16 protein-coding genes and 1 pseudogene are annotated in these 26,930 nt (G+C 60.0%); 8 read left to right on the forward strand and 9 right to left on the reverse strand.

Translation table 11 applies throughout. The features are described 5' to 3' along the window. Positions 1–351 precede the first annotated feature (351 nt). Positions 352–1,113, forward strand: coding sequence for a Sir2 family NAD-dependent protein deacetylase (locus KSX58_RS09405; protein WP_217752087.1), 762 nt, complete (start codon positions 352–354; stop codon positions 1,111–1,113). Between the two features lie 100 nt (positions 1,114–1,213). On the opposite strand, the gene ilvA is transcribed toward KSX58_RS09405, so the two are convergent. The 5 genes from ilvA to KSX58_RS09430 all read right to left on the reverse strand — a co-directional run bounded on the left by ilvA (position 1,214) and on the right by KSX58_RS09430 (position 7,927). Then, entirely contained in the window at positions 1,214–2,479 is a 1,266-nt protein-coding gene (gene ilvA, locus KSX58_RS09410; RefSeq protein WP_117838883.1) for a threonine ammonia-lyase, read from the reverse strand. A gap of 161 nt (positions 2,480–2,640) precedes the next feature. Next, on the reverse strand, positions 2,641–4,461 hold the full coding sequence (locus KSX58_RS09415) for an alpha-glucosidase (RefSeq protein ID WP_038445227.1): 1,821 nt from the start codon (positions 4,459–4,461) through the stop codon (positions 2,641–2,643). A gap of 317 nt (positions 4,462–4,778) precedes the next feature. Further along, positions 4,779–5,669 (reverse strand): carbohydrate ABC transporter permease, encoded by an 891-nt coding sequence (locus KSX58_RS09420; RefSeq protein WP_003806499.1) that lies wholly within the window; start codon positions 5,667–5,669, stop codon positions 4,779–4,781. A gap of 18 nt (positions 5,670–5,687) precedes the next feature. Beyond that, on the reverse strand, positions 5,688–6,620 hold the full coding sequence (locus KSX58_RS09425) for a carbohydrate ABC transporter permease (protein WP_003806502.1): 933 nt from the start codon (positions 6,618–6,620) through the stop codon (positions 5,688–5,690). Between the two features lie 14 nt (positions 6,621–6,634). Then, a complete protein-coding gene (locus tag KSX58_RS09430) occupies positions 6,635–7,927 on the reverse strand; it encodes an ABC transporter substrate-binding protein (protein WP_011743869.1) in 1,293 nt (430 codons plus the stop codon). 185 nt (positions 7,928–8,112) lie between these two features. Between KSX58_RS09430 and KSX58_RS09435 the strand changes: the two genes are divergently transcribed. Continuing rightward, complete coding sequence (locus KSX58_RS09435) at positions 8,113–9,339, forward strand: ROK family protein (protein ID WP_217736217.1); 1,227 nt, start codon at positions 8,113–8,115, stop codon at positions 9,337–9,339. Positions 9,340–9,458: 119 nt separating this feature from the next. On the opposite strand, the gene KSX58_RS09440 is transcribed toward KSX58_RS09435, so the two are convergent. Beyond that, a complete protein-coding gene (locus KSX58_RS09440; protein ID WP_217736218.1) occupies positions 9,459–11,753 on the reverse strand; it encodes an alpha-galactosidase in 2,295 nt (764 codons plus the stop codon). A gap of 105 nt (positions 11,754–11,858) precedes the next feature. Further along, on the reverse strand, positions 11,859–12,308 hold the full coding sequence (locus KSX58_RS09445) for a nucleoside deaminase (protein WP_055055059.1): 450 nt from the start codon (positions 12,306–12,308) through the stop codon (positions 11,859–11,861). 180 nt (positions 12,309–12,488) lie between these two features. Between KSX58_RS09445 and KSX58_RS09450 the strand changes: the two genes are divergently transcribed. Beyond that, complete coding sequence (locus KSX58_RS09450) at positions 12,489–14,573, forward strand: sodium:proton antiporter (protein ID WP_151912695.1); 2,085 nt, start codon at positions 12,489–12,491, stop codon at positions 14,571–14,573. A 337-nt stretch (positions 14,574–14,910) separates the two neighbouring features. Then, positions 14,911–15,690 carry an alpha/beta hydrolase gene (locus KSX58_RS09455; protein ID WP_035011473.1) on the forward strand — a complete coding sequence of 260 codons (780 nt, stop codon included), beginning with the start codon at positions 14,911–14,913 and terminating at the stop codon, positions 15,688–15,690. A 25-nt stretch (positions 15,691–15,715) separates the two neighbouring features. Here KSX58_RS09455 and dcd read toward each other — a convergent pair whose 3' ends face one another. Further along, positions 15,716–16,297: a dCTP deaminase gene (dcd, locus tag KSX58_RS09460; protein ID WP_011743875.1), complete on the reverse strand. Its 582-nt coding sequence runs from the start codon at positions 16,295–16,297 to the stop codon at positions 15,716–15,718. Between the two features lie 192 nt (positions 16,298–16,489). Beyond that, complete coding sequence (locus KSX58_RS09465) at positions 16,490–19,567, reverse strand: cation-translocating P-type ATPase (protein WP_217736219.1); 3,078 nt, start codon at positions 19,565–19,567, stop codon at positions 16,490–16,492. A gap of 356 nt (positions 19,568–19,923) precedes the next feature. On the opposite strand from KSX58_RS09465, the gene bgaC reads away from it, so the two are divergent. The 4 genes and pseudogenes from bgaC (at position 19,924) to KSX58_RS09485 (ending at position 26,864) form a co-directional block, all read left to right on the forward strand. Next, positions 19,924–23,073, forward strand: coding sequence for a beta-galactosidase BgaC (gene bgaC / locus KSX58_RS09470; RefSeq protein ID WP_217736220.1), 3,150 nt, complete (start codon positions 19,924–19,926; stop codon positions 23,071–23,073). 178 nt (positions 23,074–23,251) lie between these two features. Then, the gene (locus KSX58_RS09475) at positions 23,252–24,109 is read left to right on the forward strand and encodes an HdeD family acid-resistance protein (RefSeq protein WP_237976490.1); all 858 of its coding nucleotides are present in this window, start codon (positions 23,252–23,254) and stop codon (positions 24,107–24,109) included. 160 nt (positions 24,110–24,269) lie between these two features. Beyond that, positions 24,270–25,301 (forward strand): LacI family DNA-binding transcriptional regulator, encoded by a 1,032-nt coding sequence (locus KSX58_RS09480; RefSeq protein ID WP_217736221.1) that lies wholly within the window; start codon positions 24,270–24,272, stop codon positions 25,299–25,301. A 254-nt stretch (positions 25,302–25,555) separates the two neighbouring features. After that, positions 25,556–26,864: pseudogene (locus KSX58_RS09485) on the forward strand (ABC transporter substrate-binding protein). Positions 26,865–26,930 lie beyond the last annotated feature (66 nt).

Raw genomic sequence — 26,930 nt, forward strand, 5'->3', positions numbered from 1 at the left:
TTGAGTTCTCAAACCACCACCACTCACCCACCTCGCAATCCGGAGTGAACCGGACACTCGCTGAGCGGCAGCAAGGGATTAACTTACACGAACCCGTCCACTTGCGCAAATCGGCATTCCGCAAACCCCGTAAAAACCCTTGCGGCGCAACGCATTCATCGGCGTGTCGAAAACCGCCTATCGCACGCCACATCATCGCAGAAATGCTTCAGACAAGCCTCAAAGCGGCCTGAAATTCATCAGAAAAACCTGTCTACGGGCGTGTCGTGAGCCTGCAACGGCTTCCAAATACGGTCGGAAAGCCGAAAAAGACACATACGGAGGAAACCGCGCGGTGGTATGTATGGAGGTATGAGCAAAAAAATCGCAGTATTGACGGGCGCAGGCATCTCCACGTCCGCAGGCATCCCTGACTTCCGCGGCCCGGACGGCGTCTGGACCAAACATCCCGAGCAAATGAACGTGTACGACATCGACGCGTTCCTAGCCAATAAGGAAGACCGCGAGTATTCCTGGCGCTGGCAAAAGGAATCGCCAGTATGGAACGCGCAGCCGGGCACCGCACACAAAGCGCTCGTCAAACTGGAACAAGCGGGCATGCTGACCTTGCTGGCCACGCAGAATTTTGACGCGCTACATGAGAAGGCGGGCAACAGCAGCAACGTCATCGTCAACCTGCACGGCACCATCGGCACTTCGCATTGCATGAAATGCCATGCGAAATACAACACGGCGGACATTATGGCGAACCTCGACAATGAGCCGGATCCGCACTGCCATCGCAAGCTGCCATACAGCGGCAATATGCCATGCAATGGGCTGATCAAAACCGACGTCGTCTACTTTGGCGAAGCGCTGCCGGATGGTGCGATTGAAAAGTCATACCGTCTGGCGGCGCAGGCCGACGAATTGTGGGTGATCGGCTCCACGCTGGAAGTGATGCCGGCGGCGAGCATTGTGCCGGTCGCGGCACAGGCGGGCGTGCCGATCACCATCATGAACATGGGACGCACGCAATACGATCGCCTGGCCACACGGCTTATCCGCGACGATATTGCGATTGCGCTGCCGCAGTTGGTCGACGAGACAATCGCCGCGGAACAGGGCAAATAACACCGAATGAACAAGCAAGGCTCCTCAACCTGATTGGGTTTGAGGAGCCTTCTTTAATGCGGAAGATATGCGAGAATCCGCGCTTATCCACCGTGGGAAATCAGTAGATGCGCTTGGGCTGGAAACCGGCCGCGCGCATCGCGTCAAGGATGCGGTCGATGTGCTCAGGGCCGTTGGTCTCAACGGTGACGCCCAAGGAAACCGAATCAGTGTAATGGCTGGAAGCCTTGAACTGGTCGTGATCGAGTGCGATGACGTTAGCGCGCTGCTCGGCCAGAATCGTGGCCACCTTGACAAGCTGGCCAGGGGTATCCGGAAGCTCAACCTCGAAGTTCATGATGCGGCCACGGGCAATCATGCCCTTCTGAATCACCGCGCTGATGGAGACAGTATCCTCATTGCCACCGGAAAGAATCGGCACCACCACATGCGGACCCTGTGCTTCGGCGAACTTGCGCGAACGTAGATTCAGATGCTCGAGCGCAGCCAAGGACACGGCACCAGCAGCCTCGACCACCAGCTTGTGCTTCTCCAGCATGAGCAGGATCATCTCGTTGATGTCGCGCTCGGTGACGGTGACCAGATCGTCGAGGAACTCGTTGAGCAGCGCGAAGGTCAGGTCGCCCGGACGCTTCACGGCAACGCCTTCGGCGGAGGTACGCACCTGGTCGGCTGCGACGACGCGACCGGCGGCCAACGAATTCTTCCATGCCGGGCTGCCTTCCGGAATGGCGCCGATCACGCGCACTTCCGGCTTGAACGTCTTGATGGCGAGCGCCACGCCCGCGCCCAGACCGCCGCCGCCCAAGGGCACAACCACGTCGGTGACGTTAGGCACGTCTTCGAGAATCTCAAGACCGATGGTGCCCTGTCCGCACAGCACCTCATAATCATCGAACGGCGGCACGTAAATCATGCCTTCGGTATCGCTGAGTTCCTGCGCGTGGGCGGCGGATTCATCGAACACCTCGCCGCACAGCACCACATCAGCGCCGTAAGCCTTGGTGGCGTCCACCTTCAACGGCGGCGTGATCTGCGGCATGCAGATGGTGGCCTTCGCGCCACGCTCACGGGCCGCGTATGCCACGCCTTGGGCATGGTTGCCTGCGGAAGCGGTGACGATGCCATGCGCAAGCTGCTCGTCGGACAACGATGCGATCTTGTTATACGCGCCACGAATCTTGAATGACCCAGTGACCTGGAGATTCTCCGGCTTGAGCAGAATCTCATGTCCGGTCATCTCGGACAGCACCGGGGACGGAATAATCTCCGTGTGGCGTGCGGTGCCCTTCAGTCGTTCGGCGGCCAGTTTCAATTCAGCGGCATGATCACGCCGCAATGCTTTGAGCACCTCGTTTTGTTCCATGGACGTTATTGTAAGCGCACGTCTGCCGAAAATGCCGTGCGATTGCCGAATCGCAATCGAATCCCGGCCGTGCCTCAGAATCGCACGGAAAAAAGAAACGTCCGACAGGTTTCGTGATGAACCTGCCAGACGTTCCGCAGAGAGTTATAGGGAAAGATCGATCAGAGCTGAATCACGACTCCCTCCCAGCGAGCGAGCTCGCCACGAGCGATCGATTTAACACTATGCATAGCATCATAGGTGCTGAGCAGTACTTGCGGATCGGACACGCCGTCGGAAAGCAGCTCCGCCACGTCCGAAGGCAGCGCCGCGGACCTGTCGGTGAGGTTGACCACGACAAGAATCGTGTCGTCGCCATTGGTGCGCGTGAAAGCATACACCTGATCGCTGTCGGCGGCGAGCAGATGCCATTCGCCAGTGGAGATGGTGGCGCTGTTGTGCCGCATGGCGATGAGCTTCTTGTAGAACGTGTACACGGAATCCGGATCGTCGAATTCCTCGGCCGCGTTGATTTCCACATGATTCGGGTTGACGCTGATCCATGGTTCGACGGGCGCGTCTGGCGCGGTGAAGCCGGCGTATTTGGAGGCGTCCCACTGCATGGGGGTGCGCGCGTTGTCGCGGCCGATGAGGGCGAGGGCGGCCATCATGGATTCGGACGACTGGCACTTGGCTTCCTCCACGCGCTGGCGATAGCCATTGAGGGCCTCCAAATCGCGGTACTGTTCCAGCTTGGTGAAGTGGGCGTTGGTCATACCCAGCTCCTCGCCTTCGTAAATGTACGGAGTGCCACGATGCATGTGCAGCACCATGCCGAACGCCTTGGCGCTCAGCTCGCGCGAATCGCGGTCGGAGTCGTTGCCCCAACGGGAGACCACGCGCGGCTGGTCATGATTGCAGAAGAACAGGCTGGCCCAACCGGCCTTCCTCACGGCCTCCTGCTGCTCGGTCATACGGTCGCGCAGGTTTTTGACCTCGAACGGCACGGTATTCCACTTGGAGCCTTCCTGGTCGATGCCGACATGGTCGAACAGGAATAGCATGTCAAGTTCCTTGTTGGCCGGATCGGTGACGTGCTCGTTACGGGCCGGGGTGATGCCCGGAGCCTCGCCCACGTTGATGTAGCCTTCACGGCCTTCGAATACCTCACGGCGCATTTCGGCGAGGAACTCGTCGATGCGCGGACCGTCGGAGCAGAACGGGAACGGGCTGGAATAGCCTTCCTCGCCGACCGGCAGATCGGCGATTTCGGAACCGTCCTCGCCCGGCAGCCTGCCGTTCTTGTCGACGGTCTTGGAGATCTGGGTGATCACGTCCATGCGGAAGCCGTCGATGCCGCGATCCATCCACCAATTCATCATCTTGTAGACGGCCTTGCGCACCTCCGGGTTCTCCCAGTTGAGGTCGGGCTGCTTCTTGGAGTACTGGTGGAAGAAGTATTCGCCGCGCTTCGGGTCGTACTCCCATGCGGAGCCGCCGAAGTAGGAGCCCCACTGGTTCGGCTCGGCGCCCGGAGTGCCCGGCTCATGGCCCGGCTTGGCGGGACGCCACCAATACCAATCCGCATGAGGATCGTTCTTGTCGCGGGAAGCCTGGAACCAGGCGTGCTCGTCGGACGTGTGGTTCACGACCAGGTCCATGATGACCTTCAGGCCGCGCTTGTGCGCTTCGGCAAGCAGCTCGTCCATATCGGCCATCGTGCCGAACAGCGGATCGATGTCCTGGTAGTCGGAGATGTCGTAGCCGTTGTCGTCCTGCGGGGACTTGAAGACCGGGGACAGCCACAGCACGTCCACGCCAAGGTCGGCAAGATAGTCGAGGCGGCTGGTGATGCCCTTCAGATCGCCGATGCCGTCGCCATTGGAATCCTGGAAGGAACGGGGATAGATCTGGTAGACCACCGCGTTGGCCCACCATGGATTCGGGGTGGCGCCATTCGAACGGACGGTGTCAGGAAGAGTGGAACGATTGAAATTCGTCATCGCGATTGAGCTCCTTTGCCTAAGTGGAATGGATGAACTTTGCTATATCCCATGGTACGTAAAGCGTTTTTTCTTTCTTGCCTGCGGCGCGTTTTGCAAAGCAGGAAATGAAAGATATATTGCAAGCGGGATGCGCCTTTCGGAATCACATCAATGCATACGAAAAGCAGGAATCCTCGAAAAAGGGGAAACGAGGATTCCCGCTCGGCGCTGTGAAGTTTTACTTCACAAGCAGACGGCCTACGGCCGCGTTGTTCCTGCCTTCGCTCGCCTATCGGCTCGCTCAGGAGGAACCTATGAACAGTCCACAGGACTGTTCACTTAACGGCTCCTCTCATCACACCACCGACGACCCACTTTTGGGCGAAGATGTAGACGATGAGGACCGGGGCCATGGCCATCAGGTAGGAGGCGAAGGCCATCGGGTAGTTCGACGTGAACTGGCTCTGGAACACGTACTGCGCCAGCGGAATCGTCTGATTGCTCTGGTCGGTCAGCGTGATCAGCGGCAGCAGGAAGTCGTTCCACGCCCACAGTGCGGTCAGGATGGCGATCGTGGCGTTGATCGGTCCCATCAGCGGGAAGATGATCGTCCAGAAGATGCGCCAGGTCGAAGCGCCGTCGATGCGCGCCGCCTCTTCCAACGAAATCGGAATCGAACGGATGAAGCCGATCGCGATGAACAGGTTCGTGCCGATGCCGAGAATCGTGTACAGAATGATCAGACCGAGCTGGTTGTCCAGGTGCAGGGTGCCCATTTCCTTGGCGATCGGCAGCATGACGACGGTGAACGGCACGAACATCATGGCCAGGAAGAAGTAGTACAGGAAGCGGAAGAACCGCTTATCCATGTTCCTTGCCACGGCGTACGCGACGAACGTGTTCGTCAGCAGCGTCAGCACCACAGCGCACACGGTGATGATCGCGGAATTGAGCGCGGCCTTCGGATAGTTCACCTTGTTCCACGCGTCCGCGAAATTATGCCATTCCCACGTGGTCGGCAGGCTGAACGTGCCCGCTTCGCCCGGCGTCTTCAGCGCGGTGACGACGGCGAAGTACAGCGGCACGAGCACCGTCAGGCTCAGCACGGCGACGGCCGCCGTCAGCCACCAGTTGATGCTGTGGTCCTTGCGGATCTTCTCCGGCTTCGCTTGCGATTGTCCGCTTTGCGCGGCGGCCGGCTTGGTTGCAACAGTTGCGCTAGTCATAATTTCTTCCCCTTACTCTCAGACCTTTTCCTTGCCGCTGAAGAACTTCAGCTGCACGAATGCGAGGATTGCCAGCACGATGAAGAACGTGACCGCGTTCGCCATCTGGTAGGAGTATTCGCCGTTGCCCAGGCCGTTCTGGAAGATCAGGTAGGAGACGGTTTCGGTCTTGGAATCCGGACCGCCCTTGGTCAATGCCATGACCTGGTCGAACGCGCCGAGCGAGTTCTTGAGGCTCAGCACCATGTTGATGGTGAAGAACGGGCCAATCAGCGGGAACGTGATCTGCCAGAAGTTCTGCCAGGCGTTCACGCCGTCGATGGACGCGGCCTCATAGATTTCGTTGTCGATGGTCTGCAGACCCGCCAAGTACAGCAGCGTGGAGTAGGCCACACCCTGCCAGATGGACAGGAACACGATCGGGAACCATGCCAGATCCGGATTGGAGATCATGGATGTGGACAGCCAATCGATGTGCAGCGCCTGGCCGAGGGCCGGCAGCGGGGTCATGAAGATGTACTTGAACACGTAGCCGATGACCAGCACCGACAGGGTGTACGGAATGAAGAAGATGGCTCGGAAGCCGTTCTTGAAGGCGATTTTGGAGTTCAGCAGCACCGCCAGGAACATGCCGAGGATGTTCGTGCCGAGCGTGATCAGAATCGCGATGAAAATCGTGAACAGATACGCGTGGCCGACGCGTGCGTCCTGGAACATCGCGATGTAGTTCTTGAAGCCGATGAACTTGTAATCGCCGTAACCCTGCGAATTGGTGAACGAGTACATCGCGCCCTGCAGGAACGGCAGGTACAGGAAGATGCACACGAGAATCATCGCGGGAATGGTCATCCAGTAGAACGCCGGATCGACCTTGCGCTTGGAGTATTTCGAAACCTTCTTCGGCTTCTTTGCGGCGGCCTTGTCAGCCTTGGCCGAGATATTGCCAGTCATTGTCGTTCCTCCCCTCACCTAAAGTTCCTGGCTTCGATCTTGTCGTATTCCGACTGCATGCTGTTCAGGAATCGTTTAGTATTGCCCGACTGCACCAACGTCTGCAGGAAACCGGCGAGGTTGATGCTTGCCGGCACGTAGTGGTCACAGAAATCAGCCAGCTTGCCGGCCTTGTAGAAGTCGAGCACGCCATTCAACGCTTCATCGCCGACGTACGTATCCTTGTACGGGGTGAACGCAGACTGCTGCTTGGAGTAATCCTGCACGTTCTCCTCGCTCATCAGGAAGTCGACGAATTCGCGAGCCTCGGTGTAATGCTTCGTATGCGCGCCGATCGTCAGCATCACGTCGTCGCCGGCGGTCAGCTGCTGTTCCTTGACGTTGTCGGTGGCCGGCATCTGCGCGAACCGCAGATTGGCGTCCTTGTTGATCAGACGGATCTGCGGAATCGCGTACGTGCCGAGCGGCAGAATCGCGGCCTTGCCGGAAGCGATGTCCTGCGTAGCCTGCTGGTAGGTGACGGCCGGATTCTTCTGCGTGTAGTTCTGGTAAATTTCAATCAGCTTGCCGCTGACGGGCGTCCACAAGTCGGAGAAGGTCTTGCTGCCGTCCTTGAGATACGCGTATTCCGATTCCGGCACCAGCGTCGAATTCAGCGATGCAAGCGGCGCCTGCAACGTCCACGGATCGGCGGTGCTCGCCTCAACCGGCGTGACGCCCTTGGCCTTGAGCCGCTTGAGCAGCGCGATGAATTCGCTCCACGTCTGCGGCGGATTGTCCGGATCCTCGCCGGCCTGCTTCCACACATCGGCGTTGATGATGTAGCCGCTTGCGTTGCCCGCGTACGGAATACCGTACAGACGCTTCTTGGACTTGTCGGTGGTCTGCACGAGGCTCTTCGCGATGTTCACCATGCCCGGATTGAGCTCGTCGACGATCTCGTCGTCGGTGAAATCGTGGAAGACGCCCGCTTCGGCGAGCATGCCGTAATTGATGTCGCCGTTGATGGTGATGACGTCGGGTTCGCGGTTCTTCACCAGTCGCGTGCGCAGATCGGTGGTGGCGTCCGACGAATTGTTGACATTGACTTTGATGTTGGAATGGGTTTTCTCGAATTCACGCGCCTTGGCGGTGAACCAATCCGCCGCCTCGGACTTGAATTGGAAGAAATCCAAGGTGACCGTGCCGGCGGTGCTGTTGCCGCAGCCCGCGAGCCCAACCGTCAGCACAATCGCGCATGCAGCCGTAATAGCACGGCCCGCGATCCGCCTGAAGGTGCCTGTGTTGGCATTGGAATCAGGTTTCATTCTCTCGACTCCTTTGTATTTTCCTTTTTCACGGCAGGCCGGCTTCATTACCAGCCTCCGTTGCTTTTTAATTGTAGAATCGGCTTGTTTTCATTCCCAGTTTCCGCGCGCCCGCACTGTACGGAAATAAAAAACGGTTATTTTGTTATTCTTGGAAAGAAAATAGACGGTAAGGACGGTCCGATATGGCGATTTCCCCGATTCCACACTGGTTTGAAGGCTCGGAGTACACACATAAGGTTGCGGCCTGCATTATGAAGTACGGTCCGATTTCGCGCATCACGCTGGCACAGATCCTTGGCCTTTCGCAAGGCGCGGTATCGCGCATCACCAGTGATTTGATTTACGCTGGCGTGATCGAAGAGACGCCAATGGCAGCGGGGCATGGCGGCAAGTTACCGAAAGATTTCTTGCGGAAATCGGCACAAAAGTCAATCCAGAAAGAAAATACGGAACGTCGCGGCCGTCCGCAGACCGGACTGCGCATCATCGCCAATGCGCGCACGTTCGTCGGCATGAAAATCAACACCACCCATATCACTGCCGTAACAGTAAACGCGCTTGGGCAGATTGTGACCGGCTGCCATGACCTGCCGCTCGACGACGATTCGCCGGAATCGGTGGTCGACGTCATCAAACAGCTGACCATGGATTGCGCCGACGAGGCGGTCATGTCGGGCCTGCCCGCACCGTGCGCGGTCGGCGTCTCATTGGGCGGACATATCACGGACGATTCGGTGACGACGTTCGCACCGTTCCTGCACTGGTCGAAGCCGGTGGAATTTTCGGCGATGATTCGCAAGGCGACCGGCCTGCCGACCGGCATTTACAACGATATCGATTCGTTGGCGGTGGACGCATGCCTGTTCGGCTCGGGCGTCGGATTGAACAGTTTCGCCGTGGTGACGATCGGCATCGGCGTAGGCTACTCGCTCACCGTGAACGGCGAGCCTGTCAACAATCCCGATAAAAGCTACGGACTGGTCGGGCACATTCTTGTCGATCCGGACGGACCGCGCTGCATTTCCGGACATAAGGGATGCGCGACGTGCCTGACTGACAATTCGATCGCAACGGAATATTCGAAGATAATCGGCCGGCCGGCCACATTCGACGAATTCGCGGCCGCCGCGCGCGCCAGCAAAACACAGGCCACGAATCTGGTGAACCGCACCTGCTTCCGGTTGGGCACGCTGATCGCGACCATCGCCAATCTTGCCATGCCCGACAAAATCATGATCGCCGGCGAATCGTCGTTCATCGCGAAACTCGGCGTGGGCGACCTGCGCAACGGCATCAATATGTACCGGCACAGCCAGGCGGCGCCGGTCGATTTCGAAATCGCCGACCACGACTGGGCGATGTGGGGCAAAGCCGCCGCCGCGCAGGCGATTCGGCAGTATGTGGGCTGACTACGCAGACCGATACAGCCGGTACATAGGCTGATTACACGATTTGCCGGCGCTGAAGGGGGTCAGTGCCGGCAAATCAAAAATAAATCGGAAGCGAATCAGAAAGTAAACCAGTTACTTCAGACGCGCACCACCTTGAACAGGACGGCTTGCGCCGGATGAATTGCCGGCGGACGGATGCCGTAGGTGGCGAGCGCGCGGCCGGTCATCTTCACACCGTCGGCGGTCCACCAGCCGAGCGGGCTCTGGCCGTTGCCGATGTCCTGCTTGGCCAGGTCGAGGCTCACGTCGAGCGGGGACACCACGTATACGGCGTCCGGATCGAGGCCGGGCAGCTTCACGGGAGCGGCCGGGTAGGTCTGCGACGTGGTCAGCTGCGTGAAGCGGTAGATCGCGGCAGCCTTGTTCGGCATGACGCAGCCGTCCACGCGCACGGCCGGATCGGCGGCGTCGGAATGCACCGCGGTGTCGACGGCGAACCATTCGCGATGCTTTTTGAATTCGGCCGTCCATTCGGCGAGCTTGTCGATGTCCTCCTGCGGTTCCTTGAGCAGATTCCATTCGATGCCCATGTGGCCGAAGAAGGCCATGGCCATGCGCATCTCCTGGGAGGTGGCGCGGTGCGTGGAATGCGCCGGGGAAGCGCCCACGTGCTCTCCGATCATCTCCGGCGGCACGAGCAGCGACGTGTAGCGCTGGATGTCGGCGCGTTCCACCGGGTCGACGCAGTCGGAACCCCAGATACGATCGGAGACTTCGAGGATACCGAGGTCGACGCGGCCGCCGCCGGACGAGCAGCTTTCGATTTCCAGACCGGGATGGGCCGCTTTCAGGTCGGTGAAGATCCGATACACGGCGAGCGTCTGGTTGTGCACGGCGGGACGTCCGGTGCGCGGCGACACCGCTTCGGTGACGTATTTGTTGTGATCCCATTTGATGTAGTCGATGCCGAGTTCGCCGACGAGCTTGTCCATGGCGCCGTAGATGTACGCGTACGCGTCAGGATTGGTGAGATCGACGACCTGCTGAGTGCGCCCCTGCATCGGCAGACGGTTGGCGGTGGGCTTCAGCACCCAGTCCGGGTGGGCGCGGAACATATCGGAGTCCGGGTTGACCATTTCCGGTTCGAACCACAGGCCGAACTCCATGCCTTTGCCGTGCACGTAGTCGGCGAGCGCCTTGAGGGACTTGTCCCCATCGGGCCAAACGTCCTGTGAGATCTGCCAATCGCCCAGACCGGCGGTGTCGTCTCGGCGGGCACCGAACCAGCCATCATCCACGACGAAGCGTTCCACGCCGCTTTCCACGGCCTTGTCTGCGAGCGCGGTCAGGGTGTCGTAATCGTGGTTGAAGTAGACGGCTTCCCATGTGTTGAGGATGACCGGACGCGGTTTGGGCGCGATGCCATGGTCCACGAGCCAGTCGCGGTGCACGCGGCGGATGTAACCGTGGAAGCGTGAGGCGACTTCGTTGAGCCCCTCGCCGTAAGAGCCGACGAGCCATGGCGTGGTGTAGCTTTCACCGTGTTCCAGACCGACTTCGCCGCCGAAGAGCACTTCGCCGCCACCGATCACGCCAGTGGTGTAGGGCAGTCGTTCCGCGGACAGCACGCTGTTGCCGCTCCATGCCACGTGCGCGGAGTAGACGTTGCCGTGGGTGAAACCGAAGCCGTGTTCGCCAACGCTGAGCAGCAGGGTGGCGTCGAAGTCGGGGCGGCCGATCATGGAGGATTTGGCGAAGCGCCCGATGGTGAAGTCCTGGCGCTGTGGGGAACGCTCACGCAGATGGTGACCGGTGGTGGTGAGGATCTCGTTGGCGTCGGCGGGCACGCTGAATGCAAGTTCGATCTTGCCGATCTCGAGTCGTCCCTCGCCGGTGTTCGTCACCTCCGCATGCTGGCGGATGAGGCCGGTTTCATCGAGCTCACAGGTCCACGTAAGTTTCACGCATTGTTCCACGTCCTCGGCAGTGACGGTGACGGTAGGCGTCTGCTTGGGCTCGGAGGCCACGCTCCAGCTGGGGTAGCCGTCTTTTTCGGCCATGGTGTAGGTTTTGCCGGCGGCCACGGTTTCGGCTTCGATGGCGGTGACCTGGAACTTGCAGAACAGTTCCACGCCGTCACGGCGCACGTCGAAACGGTCAGAGCCGGACCACGCTTCGGACTGTGTCGGCAGCACGCTCGGCCATGCGGTGTAGTCGAGGGCTCCGGAAACACGCTGCGGAGCGAGCGCGTCGAACGTGTTGATCACGGTTTCCGGTGCGGTGAGCGGGCGGCCCCAATGCACGAATCTCGGCAAATCGCTGCCGGGGAACACCAGAGCAAAAGCTGCGGCGGCAGCCGGCTGCTCGGCATACACGGCGGTAAGGGGTGTGCCGTTGGAAGCGGTGCCGTGGAAAGTCTGAATGAGCGTCATTGCAGCATCCTTTTCTTGCGATTCTTGGTTGGTATGACGCTTTGATGGTACTGCATACCGCTTTTCTTCTCGTCGCCCTGCGTGTTTGTTTCTTTCGGAAAGTAATTAGCGTCGGCGCGCGAAGAAATCGGTCATCAATCGCCCGCATTCTGCTTCGCGCACACCGCCAATCACTTCCGGTACAAGTCCGACGTGCGGATCGCGGGGAATATCCCATACCGAACCGCATGCACCCAACTTGGCATCCCACGCACCGAACACAATACGTCCGATATGCGTCTGCAGGCAGGCACCGGCGCACATAGGGCACGGCTCCAACGTAACGACAAGCGTGCAATCAGCGAGATTCCAAGTGTCAAGCGAGGCGGCCGCTTCAGCCATCGCCTTGACTTCGGCGTGGGCAAGCGGATCGGCATGCGTCTCACGCAGGTTCCGCCCGCGGCCAATCACCTGTCCGTCAGCGGCAAGCACGACGGCACCGACCGGCACCTCGCCATCCGCAGCGGCTTCGCGGGCCAGCGCGATCGCCGGTTCCATATCATCGTCCCATCGCATACGCCACAGTGTAGCGGCGGCCATACGACCGCTCCGCACGACTGGTCCGCACGTCCGACCTGCATGCCCGACCTGCGCACCCAACCGAAGCGGCACGAACGTCAGCCCATGGCGAAACACGCTCATAACCGCCTCTTGGTAGGCTGGAAAAGGTTGGGAAATACGCGCGAAGGAGGCACGTTGGCGGTATTCGAGTTGATTCTATGCATCATCGCTGCCGTCGTATTATCCTCCTTCTTAAGTCGTTTCATACCCAAGGTCTCCACGCCGCTCGTGCAGATCGCGTTGGGCGCGCTGGCATCACAGCTGCCGTTCTTTCCGGACGTGACGCTCAGCCCTGAACTGTTCATGGTGCTGTTCATCGCGCCGCTGCTGTATTTGGAAGCGCATGAGATTGACAAAACCGAGCTACTGAAATCCGTCAAACTGTCATTGTCGCTGGCGATCGGCCTGGCGATCGCGACCATGGTGGCGGTCGGTTTCGCATTGCACACCGTCTGGCCGGCGATTCCGCTCGCTGCGGCACTTGCGCTCGGTGCCGCGCTCGGGCCGACCGATGCGGTCGCAGTGTCGTCGCTCGGCAAGGAGGCGGCGCTGACCGAACGCCAAACGAGCGTACTGAAGGGTGAATCGTTGTTCAACGACGCTTCCGGTATCGTCGGCTTCCAGTTCGCCATCGCGGCGGCGGTCAGCGGCGTGTTCGAAGTGGGCGAATCGGCCGCGCAATTCGTGATCTCGTTCTTCGGCGGCGCGATCTTCGGCCTTGTGGTGGGCACCATGGCCGACCTGCTGTTCGAATCACTGCGCTCCCTCGGCTGGGAAACGACTACCAGCCGCATTCTCATGGAGCTATTCCTGCCGTTCATCCTGTATCTGGGTGCAGAGGCGGTCCACGTCTCCGGCATTCTGTCGGTCGTGGCCGCGGGCCTGATCATCCGATTCGATCGCACCGGCATCGGACCGAATGTGGCACGCACGAACATCGTATCGTCAAGCGTGTGGGGCGTGCTGTCGTTCTCGCTCAACGGCACAGTGTTCATCCTGCTCGGCATGCTGCTGCCGAACGCGATGTCGGCCAGCTGGGATGATCCGCACATCAGCAACGGCCTGCTGATGTGCGCGATCCTCACCGTCTCCGCCGTGGTGATCGCCATGCGGTTCCTGTGGATCTCGCTGATGCTCCGGCTCGCGCGCGACACCACCACCGGCAAGCGGCGCAAAATGACGGCGCAGCGCTGGCGTTCCGCCGCGGTCATGACATTCGGCGGACCGAAGGGCACCATCACGCTGTCGTTGATGTTCACGATCCCCTACACGCTGGCGGCCGGCGCGAACTTCCCGATGCGCGACGAACTGATCTTTATAGCCGCCGGCGTGATCGTGGTGACGCTGCTGCTGGCGAATTTCCTGCTGCCGCTGCTCGCGCCGAATCGCGACAAGGACACGTCGACGGAAATGACGGAGATCACCATCGAAGTGCTGCGGCGGACGGTCGAAGAGCTGTCGGGCCGTGTCACGCCGGACAACCGTCGGGCGGTGCTTATGGTCATCGATTCCTATACGAAACGCATCACGCGGTTGAAACAGCGCACCGGCGAAATCGATCCGCAGGGGTATATGCAGCTGCAGATCGACGCGCTCAACTGGGAGAAGGAGTACGTCAAGAACCGTCTGGCGGGCGTGCGCGCGGCAATCAAGGCGAATCCCGCCGAGAACCGCGCCGCGAACGATCTGGAGGCCGAGGCCTGCGAGCGCCTGCTCGACCAGATCATGAGCTCGCTGCGCCACATCGAAACCGCACACAATTCAGGCCGTATGATCTGGCGCGTCAAAGGCCGGTACAAGGCGCTGCAGCGGCGCATGGGCACGTTGGCGAAACGCGTGAACAGCCGTATCCGGCGCACGACCCCGCTGTTCAGCGACGATGAGCTGTTCGCGCATACGCGTGTGGTGCAGGTGGATGCGATCGAACATGTGATCGACCGACTGTATGAGGAGATGGGCGGCGACACGTACAACACCGAGCACTGCTCCGGCCTGCTGTTGGACTACCGACGCAGCGAATCCGCGTTGAGGGCGCGTCCGAATATGGGCATCAGCGCCGAAGCGCAGGAACAGGCCGAGGAGGTCAAGCGCGAAAGCTACGGCATCGAGCTGGGCGTGATCCAGGACATGTATGAGGCCGGCGACATCACGCGCGCGCAAAGCAAGCAGCTGCGACGCAACGTGTATGTGATGAGCGTGGATGCGGACGCGCAGATCTGACGATCTGGCGTGGCGCCAGCACGCCACGTCAGGGTACCCCCGTACGGAATTCTCAGGAAGTTCCCAGAAAACACCAGACGTCCACTCAGAATCGGATGTTTATATATGAATTGTCAGCACCACAAGCCGACCGGGAGCCGCGAAGTTCCCGACAATTGAACCCTTTCTTCTTCTCTCTCCTTTCTCTCCCCGGTGGCCGATCCCGCCGGGGTCTTCTTTTTTCGCCGCTTGCTTCGCCTCCCTTTCCCAGCTTGTTTCACGGCTTGTTTCACGTCCCTTTTCACGGATCTTTTCGCACTGCGAGCGTACGCCACAATCGCACGCTATATTGGAAATCATGAGCGACGCAATCGAAAACACAACAGGCAGCGCAGACAGCAATGATAAGACCAAGCTGATCGGCCGCGAATCGGACGTGGTGCCGGGACGTTTCGGTGAACCGCTGCAAATCACGCATGTGCAGTATTCGCGCGGCGGCGGCAACACCGCGCCGAAACGACCGTTGTTCCTGTGTCTGCACGGCTGGGGGTCGAACGAGACGGACTTGGCCGACATGATGCGCTACGTCGCGCCATACAACGATTTCGCCTCGTTGCGCGCGCCGCTGACGTTGCAGCCGGCTGGCCGCTTTGCACCCGGCGCGTACTCGTGGCTGCATGATTGTGTGGATACCGGCGAGGATTTGGACCGTGACGCATTCGCCGCAGCGAAAGCAATCGACGATTGGGTTTCGGCGAACATTCCCGACGACCGTGCCGTGGTGCCGATTGGTTTTTCGCAGGGCGGTCTGCTGGCGATTCACTTGCTGCGCGTGCACCCGGAACGCTACGCGGCGACGATTTCGTTGTCCGGTTTTCTTGCGCCCGGCACTGTTGCGGGAACCGCGCCGGCGGACGATCGCGTGGCTGAACTCAACATTCCGACGTTCTTCGGCTATGGCAAGAACGATACCGTGATTCCCATGCCGGAACTGTTCGCGACCGCCGCGTGGCTGGACGAGCACACGTTCCTTACGGAGAAAAGCTATCGTGGGCTCGACCATTCCGTAAGTATGGAGGAGTTCAGCGATTTGCGCGATTGGCTTGCCGCGCACAACATCGCGCCGGGCATCCTGTAGATCCGGGCCAGTTAGAACAGTCGGATTAGTCGGTGATGTCGGCCTTATAGAAGTTCACGTAGGAACGGCTCGGGGTCGGACCGCGCTGGCCCTGATAGTGCGAACCGGTCGTGGCGGAACCGTACGGATGCTCGGCCGGCGAGCTCAGCTGGAAGAAGCACATCTGGCCGATCTTCATGCCCGGCCACAGCTTCACCGGCAGTGTCGACACATTGGACAATTCCAGCGTGATATGACCTTCAAAGCCAGGGTCGATGAAGCCCGCGGTGGAGTGGGTAAGGATGCCGAGACGACCGAGCGAGCTTTTGCCTTCAAGACGAGCCGCGATGGATGCATCGAGCTTCACATACTCCCATGTGGACCCGAGCGCGAACTCGCCCGGGTGCAGGATCCACGGTTCGTCCGGTTTGACTTCGAACTGTTCGGTCAGCTCGCCCTGATTCTCAGCCGGATCCACGTACGTGTACGCATGATTGTTAAACAAACGGAAGAAACGGTCCAATCGCACGTCAATCGATGCCGGCTGCACCATCTCCGGGGTCCACGGATCGAGTGAGATATGACCGTCGGCCTGTGCGGCGAGAATGTCGCGATCGGACAGCAGCATCGAAATTCCTCCAAAAAAACGCCGGAACAATCGTCATACGAACGGACGCGCAACCAATGCGCGCCCGCCAATCGCAATCCAGTCTAGCGCGGCGGCGCTATAAGACGGATGCAACGAGCACCCATCCGCATTTTGCCGCTGCAACGGCTCACGACACAGCAAAATGCGGATTGGAGGCCGGAAAACGACAGGCTACTCACGCATCGCACGTAGAACGCACTTACGCAACTCGGACGCGACGAGCACGACCATCGCCAATCCAAGGCATTCGACCCACGCGCCGGCGGACAGAGGCATCGTGCCGAACGCGGTGTTGAGGAACGGCACGTAAATCACCACCACCTGCAACAGCGCAGACAACGCAATCGCACCCCACAGCCATTTGTTAGCGAACAGTCCAACGAACACCGATTGGTCGTGCGAGCGAGAGCACAGCGCGTTGAGCATCTGCGCAAACACAAGGATGGTGAAGCCCATCGTGCGCGCCTCAGTCATTTGCGCATCATGTCCGACAGCATCCACGGAACGGTCCGTGAACAGACCTCCGGCGAGGTGCATGTCCATGCCAATCAGCGTGACGGCAGCCATAATCAAACCGATGAAAATGATGTCGCCCCACATCTGTCCGTCGATCACGCGATCGGTGAGTTTGCGCGGTTTGCGTGCCATCACGTCGTCGGTGGACGGATCGACGCCCATGGCGAGCGCCGGAGCTGCGTCGGTAAGCAGGTTGATCCACAGCAGCTGCGTGGCGAGCAGCGGCACGGTGACACCTTGGCTGCCAGGCTGGGTGATGCCGAGGAATCCGGCGAGCATCACACCGCCGAAGACGGTGAACACCTCGCCGACGTTGGAGCTCAGCAGATAGCGCAGGAACTTACGGATGTTGTCGAAAATGCCACGGCCTTCGCGTACCGCCTCGACGATGGTGCTGAAGTTGTCGTCGGCGAGGATCATCTTGGCACTCTGCTTGGTAACTTCGGTACCGGTGATGCCCATCGCGACGCCGATGTCCGCGGTTTTGACGGCGGGAGCATCGTTTACGCCGTCGCCGGTCATAGCCACGATATTGCCTTGCCGTTGCAGCGATTCGACGATTTTCAGCTTGTGTTCCGGCGCAACGCGCGCGTACACGGAGATTTCGCGGGTGGCCTTGTCGAACGCTTGCTCGTCCGGCAGCTCGTCGAGTTGAACGCCGGTGAGCACTTTGCTACTAAGGTCGGCGCTGCCGACCGAGCTGCCGTCTCCGTCCGTTTCAATAATGCCCAGATCGCTGGCGATGCGTGCCGCGGTAAGCGGATGGTCACCGGTAATCATGACGGTGCGGATGCCGGCGCGATGCGCTTCGGCGACGGAATCGCGCACTTCGGTACGCGGCGGATCGATGATGCCGACCATACCGACCCAGATCAAGTCGCTTTCCAGCACATCGCTTTGGTCGGCGATGTCGGCGACGTGACCGGCGGCGTTGATGCGCACGCCCGGCACTGCGGCGAGCGACGCGGTGCCGAGTGGCCGGTACGCCTGGCCCAGCGTACGATACGCTTCGGCGGACAGGCGTTCCACGGCGGCGAGGATCTGCTGGCGATCGCCTTGCGTCATCGGTCGTACGGCACCGTTGACCGCGATGCGGCTGCAGTAGCCGAGCAGCACGTCGGGGGCGCCTTTAGCAAAGACGGTGAGACGCCCGGCATCAGTGTTATCCTGCGCGACGACGGTCATGCGTTTGCGATCGGAAGTGAAGGGAATCTCGCCCACGCGCGTGTAGTTCGCGTACTTGCGATCGGCCTTCACCTTACGTGCGGCGACGATAAGCGACACTTCGGTCGGGTCGCCGACGGCTTCCCACGTTATGTCGGAAGCAGCGGAACCATCGCCGGCACCTGTGTTTTCGCGCAGTTCGCCGTCGTTGGCCAGCGCGCCCACTGCGAGCGTGGCAACGGCTTCAAGCTGTGCCGCTTCCTGCGCGAGCGACGGGGTGGATGTAAGCCCGGCATCGGAAATCGCAATCATTCTGCCTTCTGGCGCATAGCCGGTGCCGGTCAGCTGCACCTCACCGCTCGGCGTGACCACGCGTTCCACCGTCATCTCGTTGCGGGTGAGCGTGCCGGTTTTGTCGGAGCAGATCACCGACGCGGAACCGAGCGTTTCCACGGAATGCAGTTTCTTGACGATCGCATGATGTTCGGCCATGCGGCGCACGCCGAGCGCGAGCACGACTGTCAGAATCGCGGCGAGCCCTTCCGGCACGGCCGCGACGGCCAGCGAAACGGATAGCAGCAGCGAATCGATTACGTCGTGGATGTCGTTGAAGCCTTCGGTCAGCGCAAGCGCCACCAGCACGACCGCCGCGATAATGCACACCGCGATGCCGAGAATCTTGGAAACGTAGTTCATTTCCTTCTGCAGCGGACTGTCATCATCATCCGTGGCCTGCAGAAGGTCCGCGATTTTACCGACCTGCGTGCGCATGCCGGTGCTCGTCACGATTGCGCGGCCGGTGCCTTGCGTCACGGACGTGCCGTTGAACACCATATTGGCGCGATCACCCAAGGCCTTGGCTTCGGCAAGTGTGTCGACGTTTTTGCCGACCGGTACGCTTTCACCGGTCAGGCTCGCTTCCGCCACGCGCAGGCTGGCGGAAGCGAGCAGACGTCCGTCGGCGGGAATGGAGTCGCCTTCACCGAGCACGACCATGTCTCCCGGCACCACGTCGACGGTGTTGATGCGTGCGATTTTGCCGTCGCGCAGCACGTTGGTTTGCGGCGCGGTCATTTGGGAGAGCGCTTCGACGGCTTCTTCCGCTTTCGATTCCTGAATGTAGCCGAGTACCGCGTTGACGATAAGGATAAGCACAATGACGATGGCGTCGAACGGCAGTATTTCGCCGCCTTCCGCGCCTGGCGCAGCGTTGGCTTTTTCGATGAACCATGCGACAAGCGAGATGCCGGTGGCAGCGAGCAGCAGGTAGACGAGGGGGTCTTTGAACTGCGCCAGGAACTTCTTCCATTTTGGCACGGGTGGTGCGGATGCGAGCTCGTTCGGCCCGTATTGCGCGAGTCGGCGTTCAGCTTCGGCTTGGCTCAGACCGGTGTTCGGATCGACGCCGAGCGATGCGGCCACGGCTTGCGCGTCGGCAAGCGACGGGTCGATTTGTGGCGGCTGCTGGTTTTGCTGATCCTGCCGAATCTGCGTGCGATCGCCCGTAGCGGAATCGCCGTCAAAATTGGCATGGGACTGGATGGACTGATCTTTCTTGCGATCATCCATGGTGATCTCCTTGGGAGCGCCGCGGAGTAGTCAGCTCTCCCCCGTCTTACGTATGCCTCGAATCGCGGAAATCGAAAATCCGCGGAATCGCAAGCATTTTGCAAAGGCGAGGCAACGCTGCGCGGTTGTGGGCACCGGGCGGACGCCATCGGCGCATCCTGTTATTATCGCACATCCTCGGCGTGTGAAAAAATGGACATGTGGCGGAACGATGCATGGCACGCGACGGATGCACGATACCATGAAGTGTGATATATTATCGGTAGTTAGTAAAATTCATTACTAAACGGTCGTGCAACATCGCACGGCGCAACCGCAACGATGCAGTGACACCAAGTAATACAGGGGGATGCAAGATGGCAGATACAGCCGAACTCGCAATCGTACATGCAACCACGGCAAGTGCAAGCTGGCTCACCGATCCGACGGTGTTCGCAGCGAACCGCAAGCCGGCACATTCCAGCCACCGATATGTCATCGGCGAGACGAGCGAGCCGAAGCAGAGCCTCGACGGCGAATGGAAGGTTCGTATCGAACAAGCGCGCAACGTGGACGTGGAAAGCGCTCCGTTCGCGGCCGTCGATTTCGAGGATGGCGATTTCGGCGCGATCGAGGTGCCGGGCCACTTGCAGATGGCCGGCTATCTCAAGAACAAGTACGTCAACATCCAATATCCGTGGGACGGTCACGAGGATCCGCAGGCGCCAAATATTCCGGAAAACAACCATGTGGCGATCTACCGCCGTCGATTCGCGCTCGACGCGCAGCTTGCGCGCACGCTGGAAAACGACGGCACGGTCAGCCTCACCTTCCACGGTGCCGCCACCGCGATCTACGTATGGCTTGACGGCACGTTCGTGGGTTACGGCGAGGACGGATTCACGCCGAGCGAATTCGATGTGACGGAAGCGCTGCGAAACGGCAATGGCAACGCCGCCGATTCCCCCGAAGCCGAGCATACGCTCACCGTCGCCTGCTACGAATATTCGAGCGCCTCTTGGCTGGAAGACCAGGATTTCTGGCGACTGCACGGCCTGTTCCGCACCGTCGAGCTCGCCGCCCAGCCGCATACGCACGTCGAAACCGTGCAGCTTGAAGCCGACTACACCGCAGCCGACACCGCCGGTACGGCCGACACCGCCGAACTCAACGCGGCACTCACCTTGCGCAACCCCGCCGACGCGATGACTATCGAAAGCACGCTGCGCGACGGCGACGGAAATGTCGTATGGGAATCAACGCAGGCCTGCAACGGCGAAATCGCCCTTAATTCCGGCAAAATGACGAACATCGTGCCGTGGAGCGCGGAATCGCCGACGCTGTACACGCTGACCGTACGCGTCGTCGGACATGACGGCGCCATCATCGAAACCGTGACGCAGAAGATCGGCTTCCGCACGTTCCGCATCGAAAACGGCATTATGACGCTCAATGGCAAGCGCATCGTGTTCAAGGGCGCGGACCGCCACGAATTCGACGCGAAGCGCGGCCGCGCGATCACCCGCGAGGACATGCTTTCCGACGTGGTCTTCTGCAAGCGGCACAACATCAACGCCATCCGCACCTCCCACTACCCCAACCAGGAGTATTGGTACGACCTGTGCGACGAGTACGGTCTGTATCTGATCGACGAGACGAATATGGAGACGCACGGCACGTGGGTGGCAAACAATGTCGAGCGTCCTGAAGACGGCATCCCCGGCAGCCGCCCCGAATGGGAGGGCGCGTGCGTGGACCGCATCAACAGCATGATGCGCCGCGATTACAACCATCCGAGCGTGCTGATCTGGTCGCTTGGCAACGAGTCGAGCGCGGGCGAGGTGTTCCGTGCGATGTATCGCCACGCGCACACGATTGATCCGAATCGTCCGGTACATTACGAGGGTTCCGTGCACATGCGCGAATTCGAGGATGTGACGGACATCGAAAGCCGTATGTACGCGCATGCTGACGAAATCGAACGCTATCTGAACGACGGCAGCCCGGCACATACGGACGGTCCAAAGAAGCCGTACATTTCCTGCGAATACATGCACGCAATGGGCAATTCGTGCGGCAATATGGACGAATACACGGCGTTGGAACGCTACCCGATGTACCAGGGCGGTTTCATTTGGGATTTCATCGACCAGGCAATCGAGACCAAGCTGCCCGACGGCACGACACGCATGTGCTACGGCGGCGATTTCGGCGATCGTCCAAGCGATTACGAATTCTCCGGCGACGGCCTGCTGTTCGCCGACCGCACCCCCTCGCCGAAAGCGCAGGAAGTCAAGCAGCTGTATGCGAACGTGAAAATTGCGGTTTCGGTCGATGAAGCGCGTATTACGAATGACAATCTGTTCGTGTCTACGGGCGATTATCGCTTCGTGCTGCGGATTTTGGCCGACGGCAAGCCGGTATGGTCGACTACGCGCCGTTTCGACGTGGCCGCCGGCGAGAGCGCTTCATTCGAAGTCGATTGGCCGGTTGATGACTACCGCAGCAACGCCGAAGAGCTGGTTTTGGAGGTATCGCAGCAGCTTGGCAACGCTTGCGATTGGGCACCGGCCGGCTACGAGCTGGCGTTCGGCCAGTGCGTGGTGGCAGGTGCGAAGACCACTGCAGATGCCGTTGACGCGGCCGGAGCTCCGGCCGACGGCACCGTCACCCTTGGCCGCTGGAACGCCGGCGTGCGCGGACAGGGTCGTGAAGCACTGTTCTCCCGCACACAAGGGGGTATGGTTTCATATACGTTCGGCGAGCGCGAATTCGTGCTGCGCCGCCCGTCGATCACCACGTTCCGTCCGCTGACGGACAACGATCGCGGTGCTGGACACGCTTTCGAACGTGCCGCGTGGGCGGTCGCAGGAAAGTATGCGCGTTGCGTCGACTGCGCGATTGCAAATCGTGGAGAAAATGCCGTGGAAGCCACGTATACGTACGAATTGGCGATTCCGCAGCGCACGAAAGTGACGGTCCGTTACGTTGCCGACACGGCCGGCCTCGTTTCGCTCGACGTCGAGTATCCAGGCGAGAAGAACGGCGATCTGCCAACGATTCCGGCGTTCGGTATCGAATGGGCGCTGCCGGTGGAATATGCGAACCTGCGATTCTACGGCGCCGGTCCGGAAGAGACGTACGCCGACCGCAGGCACGCGAAGCTGGGTGTATGGAGCACGACGGCTGGCGATGATTGCGCGCCGTACCTGCTGCCGCAGGAAACCGGCAATCATGAGGATGTGCGTTGGGCGGAGATCACGGACGATTCCGGCCACGGTGTGCGCGTGAAGCGCGGTGCCGGCGCAAAGCCGTTCGCGATGAGCCTACTGCCGTATTCGAGCACGATGCTGGAAGAGGCGCTGCATCAGGATGAGCTGCCGAAGCCGCGTCACATGTTCCTGCGTCTGCTGGCCGCGCAAATGGGCGTCGGCGGCGACGATTCGTGGATGTCGCCGGTGCATGAGCAGTACCAGCTGCCCGCCGGCCAGCCGCTCAGCCTTAACGTTCAGCTCAAGCTGTTCTAAGCTAAGCCAGCTTCAGCCTCAAGCATAACCGCCGATTCGCGGCATAATTCCGGCCGACTTGCCAATAGGCAGGCCGGCCGATTCTGTTGATGGCTGAAAACAGGCAGGGTGCCTAAAATGAAAGCACGTCTTTGAAGCAAACGACGCCTCAAAGCATGTTTTTCTGAAGGAGGGCATCATGAGCTATCCAAATATGAATCCCAGCAATCCCAACGACCCCAGTCAACCACCGCAGCCGGGATACGGCGCCTATGCACCGAGCCAGCAAGCGCAGCAATCGCAACAGCAGGACGGTCCACAAAGCGGCGGACCAGATGCCGAGCAGACCCCTCGCTATTCCGGCAATCCATATGGCAACCCGTACGGCAATCCGTATGGATATCCGTACGGTAATCCGTATGGTTACAACCCGAATAGCCATAGCAACGACAGTGGCGAGTGGGAGCCGGTAAGCCCGTTCAAGTTGGTGGAATCGTGGCTGCCGCAACGCGCGAAGAATGCCATTCGCGGTGTGTACGGCGTGCTCGGCGTGATGGCGATTGTGCTCGGCATTGCGCTACTCATCTGGCCGGGGGTGACGCTGAAGATCGCCGCGGTTGCGTTGGGCGCGTATTTCGTGATTTCCGGCGTGATCCGTATCGTCACCGCAATTGTGGAGCTCGGTCTGCCGGAAGGCTGGCGCGTGCTTGACATTCTGGTCGGCCTGTTGCTGACAGTCGGTGGCGTGGTCATGCTGAAGAATGCGACCCTGTCCGGCGCCATGCTGGCAGTGCTCGTCACTATGGTGGTGGGCCTCGGCTGGATGATGGAAGGCGTGATGGCGCTGGTTGAGTCGTGGCATATGCCAAGTTCCGCATGGGCTGTGATTTACGCGCTGATTTCGATTGTGGCCGGCTGCATCATGCTGTTCAGCCCGCTGGCCTCCACCGGTTGGCTGATTCTGTTTGGCGGATGCGCGTTGGTTGCACTTGGCATTGTGGCGATCGTCCGCGCGTTCACGTTTGGCAAGGTCGGCAAGTCCGGCAAGAAGCGCTAACTACGCGTAGTTCTCCCGTATAGGCGATAAACCCATACGGGAGAACGCGACGTGCCGTACGATTGACATGATTTTATAGTCGCGCTATGCTAAGTGAAACGTTTCGACGAAACGATTCGATAAATAGCGGATAGAACGGCACAAGAGGGAGGCGAGACGCATGGCAGGCATCAAAGACGTGGCCCGCGAAGCGGGAGTTTCCGCCAGCACCGTCTCCTATGTACTATCCGGCAAGCGTTCAATCTCTGCGAAAACCACCGACAAAGTCATGGCCGCCGTAGAGAAGCTCGGTTACACTCCGGACGCCAGCGCCCGTAAGATGCGCGGCATGCGCAACCAGATCATCGCGTTGAGCGCCCCGATTCGAGGCGACATCAACCAGGCCAGGTACAACGCCTACTTCCTGCGCACCGCATGGGCCGCAAGGAATGCAGGGTATGACGTGATGTTGCTGACCGGTCCGGATGCAGTGAAGGATATCCGCCGCGTGACGCAAAGCAATCTTGCGGATGGCATCGTGCTGCTCGACGTGGAGCAGGATGACGAGCGCGCCGCTCAATCCGGCACTTTTTCCAAGCCGTGCGTGGCTATCGGCTATCCGTCGTCGCACGCCGGCTGCGCCTGCGTGGACATCGATTTCGCGCTGATGGGCCGCAAGGCCGTCGACTTCCTGTACGAGAAGGGACACCGCACCGTCGTGTTCCTGCGCAACAACGAATCCGACTACAACCGCCATTCCGGTTACGTCGTCATCTTCCGCGAAAGCCTGCTGGCGCACGCGAAGGAGCTCGGCATGACGGTCATCGAATCCGAGCATTACGAAGCGGACAGCTTCGACGCGCAGCACTTCGTCAGCACCGTCTTCGTGCACCCCGACCGCCCGACCGCCATCATCAACCAGGCGAACGCAAGCGTTCTCAGCCAGGTGCTGATGGCGTTGCACGACGCGGGCATGTCGATTCCGCAGGACGTTTCGGTCCTGTCGTGCGGCACGTATTTCGAAGGCGAGCCGACGCGCTTCCCCATCACCGAAATGCCGGTCATGCCGGAGGAGCTGTGCGCCGAAGCCATGAACCTGTTGGTCTCCGCCATCGAGGAGCACACCGACATCAAAGGTTCCGTGGAACTCATCGAACCCGCGCTGAAGCGACGCGGATCCGTTACGGAAGCGGGGTCCGGCGGAACAATATAGATTTTCCTGCAATTACCGGAAGGCAGAGCGGCCGGACGGAATCGCAAGGCAACATAATTTCATACGGATAATCGAAACGTTTCAATGACGATACAACGGTCTCCGAAGAAACCGAACAAACGAACAAGCCGGGCGAAATCCGGCGAATCCAAACGGACCGCGGAATCGCACGCACGTCATCGAAACGTTTCAATACAACCAGATGTGAGCCGTGCCGCAGGGCGCGCCTCAAGAAGGAAACAAGGAGAATAGCAATGAACATCAAACGAGGACTGGCCACGCTGGCCATCGCAGCACTGTCGCTGACCTCCCTCGCCGCATGTGGTAGCGATAACCGCACAGGACGAGGAAAAGCCGGACAGCCTGTCGTTCTGGTATTACGAAGAGGACGACGCAGGCCAGACTCAGGCTTGGCGTCGCGCGGCCAAGGCCTTCGAAAAAGAGACCGGCGTCAAGATCAACTTCGAGCGCAAGTCCTTCACCCAGATCGCGCAGAACGGCAGCCAATTCCTGAACTCCGACGAAGCCCCGGACCTCATGGAATCCAACCGCGGCAACGGCTCCGCCGGCGTGCTCTCCACCATGGGCCTGCTCACCGACCTCGGCGACTATGTTAAGCAGTACGGCTGGGACAAGAAGGTGACCGGCGCAAACGCAGCAGTCGCCAAGTACGACGAGAACGGCATCATGGACGGCGATACCTGGTACGGTATGACCAGCTACGCTGAATTCCAGCGCGTCTACTACAACAAGGACCTGTTCGCCAAGTACAACATCAAGATTCCGACCACCTACGACGAGTTCGTGGACGCCTGCCAGAAGTTCGTGGACGCCGGCGTGACCCCGATTGCAGCCGACGCGCAGGAATACGGCGTGATGTGGCTGTGGTGGCAGCTCGTTTCCAAGAATGCCGACTCCAAGTTCATCGACAACTGGCAGCTGTACAGGGGTGACGTCGACTGGAATTCCAAAGTGCTGACCAGCTCCGTCAAGACCATCAACGAGTGGCTTGACAAGGGCTTCATCTCCCGCAACGCCACTGGCATGAAGGCCGAGGACACCACGCAGGCCTTCATCAAGGGCGAATATCCGATCTACCAGACTGGTACTTGGAACCAGGGCCGTTTCGTCAAGCAGATCAAGTCGTTCGATTGGGACGCGGCCGTCATGCCGGAATCCAACTACGCAGTCGGCTGCGCAGGCAACCTGCTGGTGATTCCTGAGAAGTCGCACCACAAGGATCTGTCCGCCAAGTTCATCGACTACGTCCTCTCCGATGATGTGCAGAACTTCCTCGGCAACGCAGGCGGCATTCCGGTAGCGGCAGACACCAGCAAGATCACCGACGCGAAGAGCAAGGCCATGATCGAGGAATACGATTCCTACGCCAAGGACGGCAAGCTCAGCTACTACCCGGATTACGCGGCCTCCAACCTCACCGACGCGGTTCCAGCGGAGTTCCAGGAGCTGGTCAACGGCACCAAGAAGCCGGCAGACGTGCTCAAGAACATCCACGAGAAGTACGACACCGGCGTCGAGGACATGGGCGTCAAGAACAACTAAAAACAACCGATCCTTCCTTTCCATTCCAACTCCAATAATGGTGCGGCCCGTCTTCGGGCGGACCGC

The sequence above is a fragment of the Bifidobacterium sp. MSK.17.10 genome (assembly GCF_019129655.1).
GTDB classification, from domain to species: domain Bacteria; phylum Actinomycetota; class Actinomycetes; order Actinomycetales; family Bifidobacteriaceae; genus Bifidobacterium; species Bifidobacterium adolescentis.

Bases quoted from the DNA above. Each gene is read 5' to 3' on its own strand.
- KSX58_RS09405 (WP_217752087.1), top strand. From the start codon at position 352: ATGAGCAAAAAAATCGCAGTATTGACGGGCGCAGGCATCTCCACGTCC.
- ilvA (WP_117838883.1), bottom strand. From the start codon at position 2,479: ATGGAACAAAACGAGGTGCTCAAAGCATTGCGGCGTGATCATGCCGCT.
- KSX58_RS09415 (WP_038445227.1), bottom strand. From the start codon at position 4,461: ATGACGAATTTCAATCGTTCCACTCTTCCTGACACCGTCCGTTCGAAT.
- KSX58_RS09420 (WP_003806499.1), bottom strand. From the start codon at position 5,669: ATGACTAGCGCAACTGTTGCAACCAAGCCGGCCGCCGCGCAAAGCGGA.
- KSX58_RS09425 (WP_003806502.1), bottom strand. From the start codon at position 6,620: ATGACTGGCAATATCTCGGCCAAGGCTGACAAGGCCGCCGCAAAGAAG.
- KSX58_RS09430 (WP_011743869.1), bottom strand. From the start codon at position 7,927: ATGAAACCTGATTCCAATGCCAACACAGGCACCTTCAGGCGGATCGCG.
- KSX58_RS09435 (WP_217736217.1), top strand. From the start codon at position 8,113: ATGGCGATTTCCCCGATTCCACACTGGTTTGAAGGCTCGGAGTACACA.
- KSX58_RS09440 (WP_217736218.1), bottom strand. From the start codon at position 11,753: ATGACGCTCATTCAGACTTTCCACGGCACCGCTTCCAACGGCACACCC.
- KSX58_RS09445 (WP_055055059.1), bottom strand. From the start codon at position 12,308: ATGCGATGGGACGATGATATGGAACCGGCGATCGCGCTGGCCCGCGAA.
- KSX58_RS09455 (WP_035011473.1), top strand. From the start codon at position 14,911: ATGAGCGACGCAATCGAAAACACAACAGGCAGCGCAGACAGCAATGAT.
- dcd (WP_011743875.1), bottom strand. From the start codon at position 16,297: ATGCTGCTGTCCGATCGCGACATTCTCGCCGCACAGGCCGACGGTCAT.
- KSX58_RS09465 (WP_217736219.1), bottom strand. From the start codon at position 19,567: ATGGATGATCGCAAGAAAGATCAGTCCATCCAGTCCCATGCCAATTTT.
- bgaC (WP_217736220.1), top strand. From the start codon at position 19,924: ATGGCAGATACAGCCGAACTCGCAATCGTACATGCAACCACGGCAAGT.
- KSX58_RS09475 (WP_237976490.1), top strand. From the start codon at position 23,252: ATGAGCTATCCAAATATGAATCCCAGCAATCCCAACGACCCCAGTCAA.
- KSX58_RS09480 (WP_217736221.1), top strand. From the start codon at position 24,270: ATGGCAGGCATCAAAGACGTGGCCCGCGAAGCGGGAGTTTCCGCCAGC.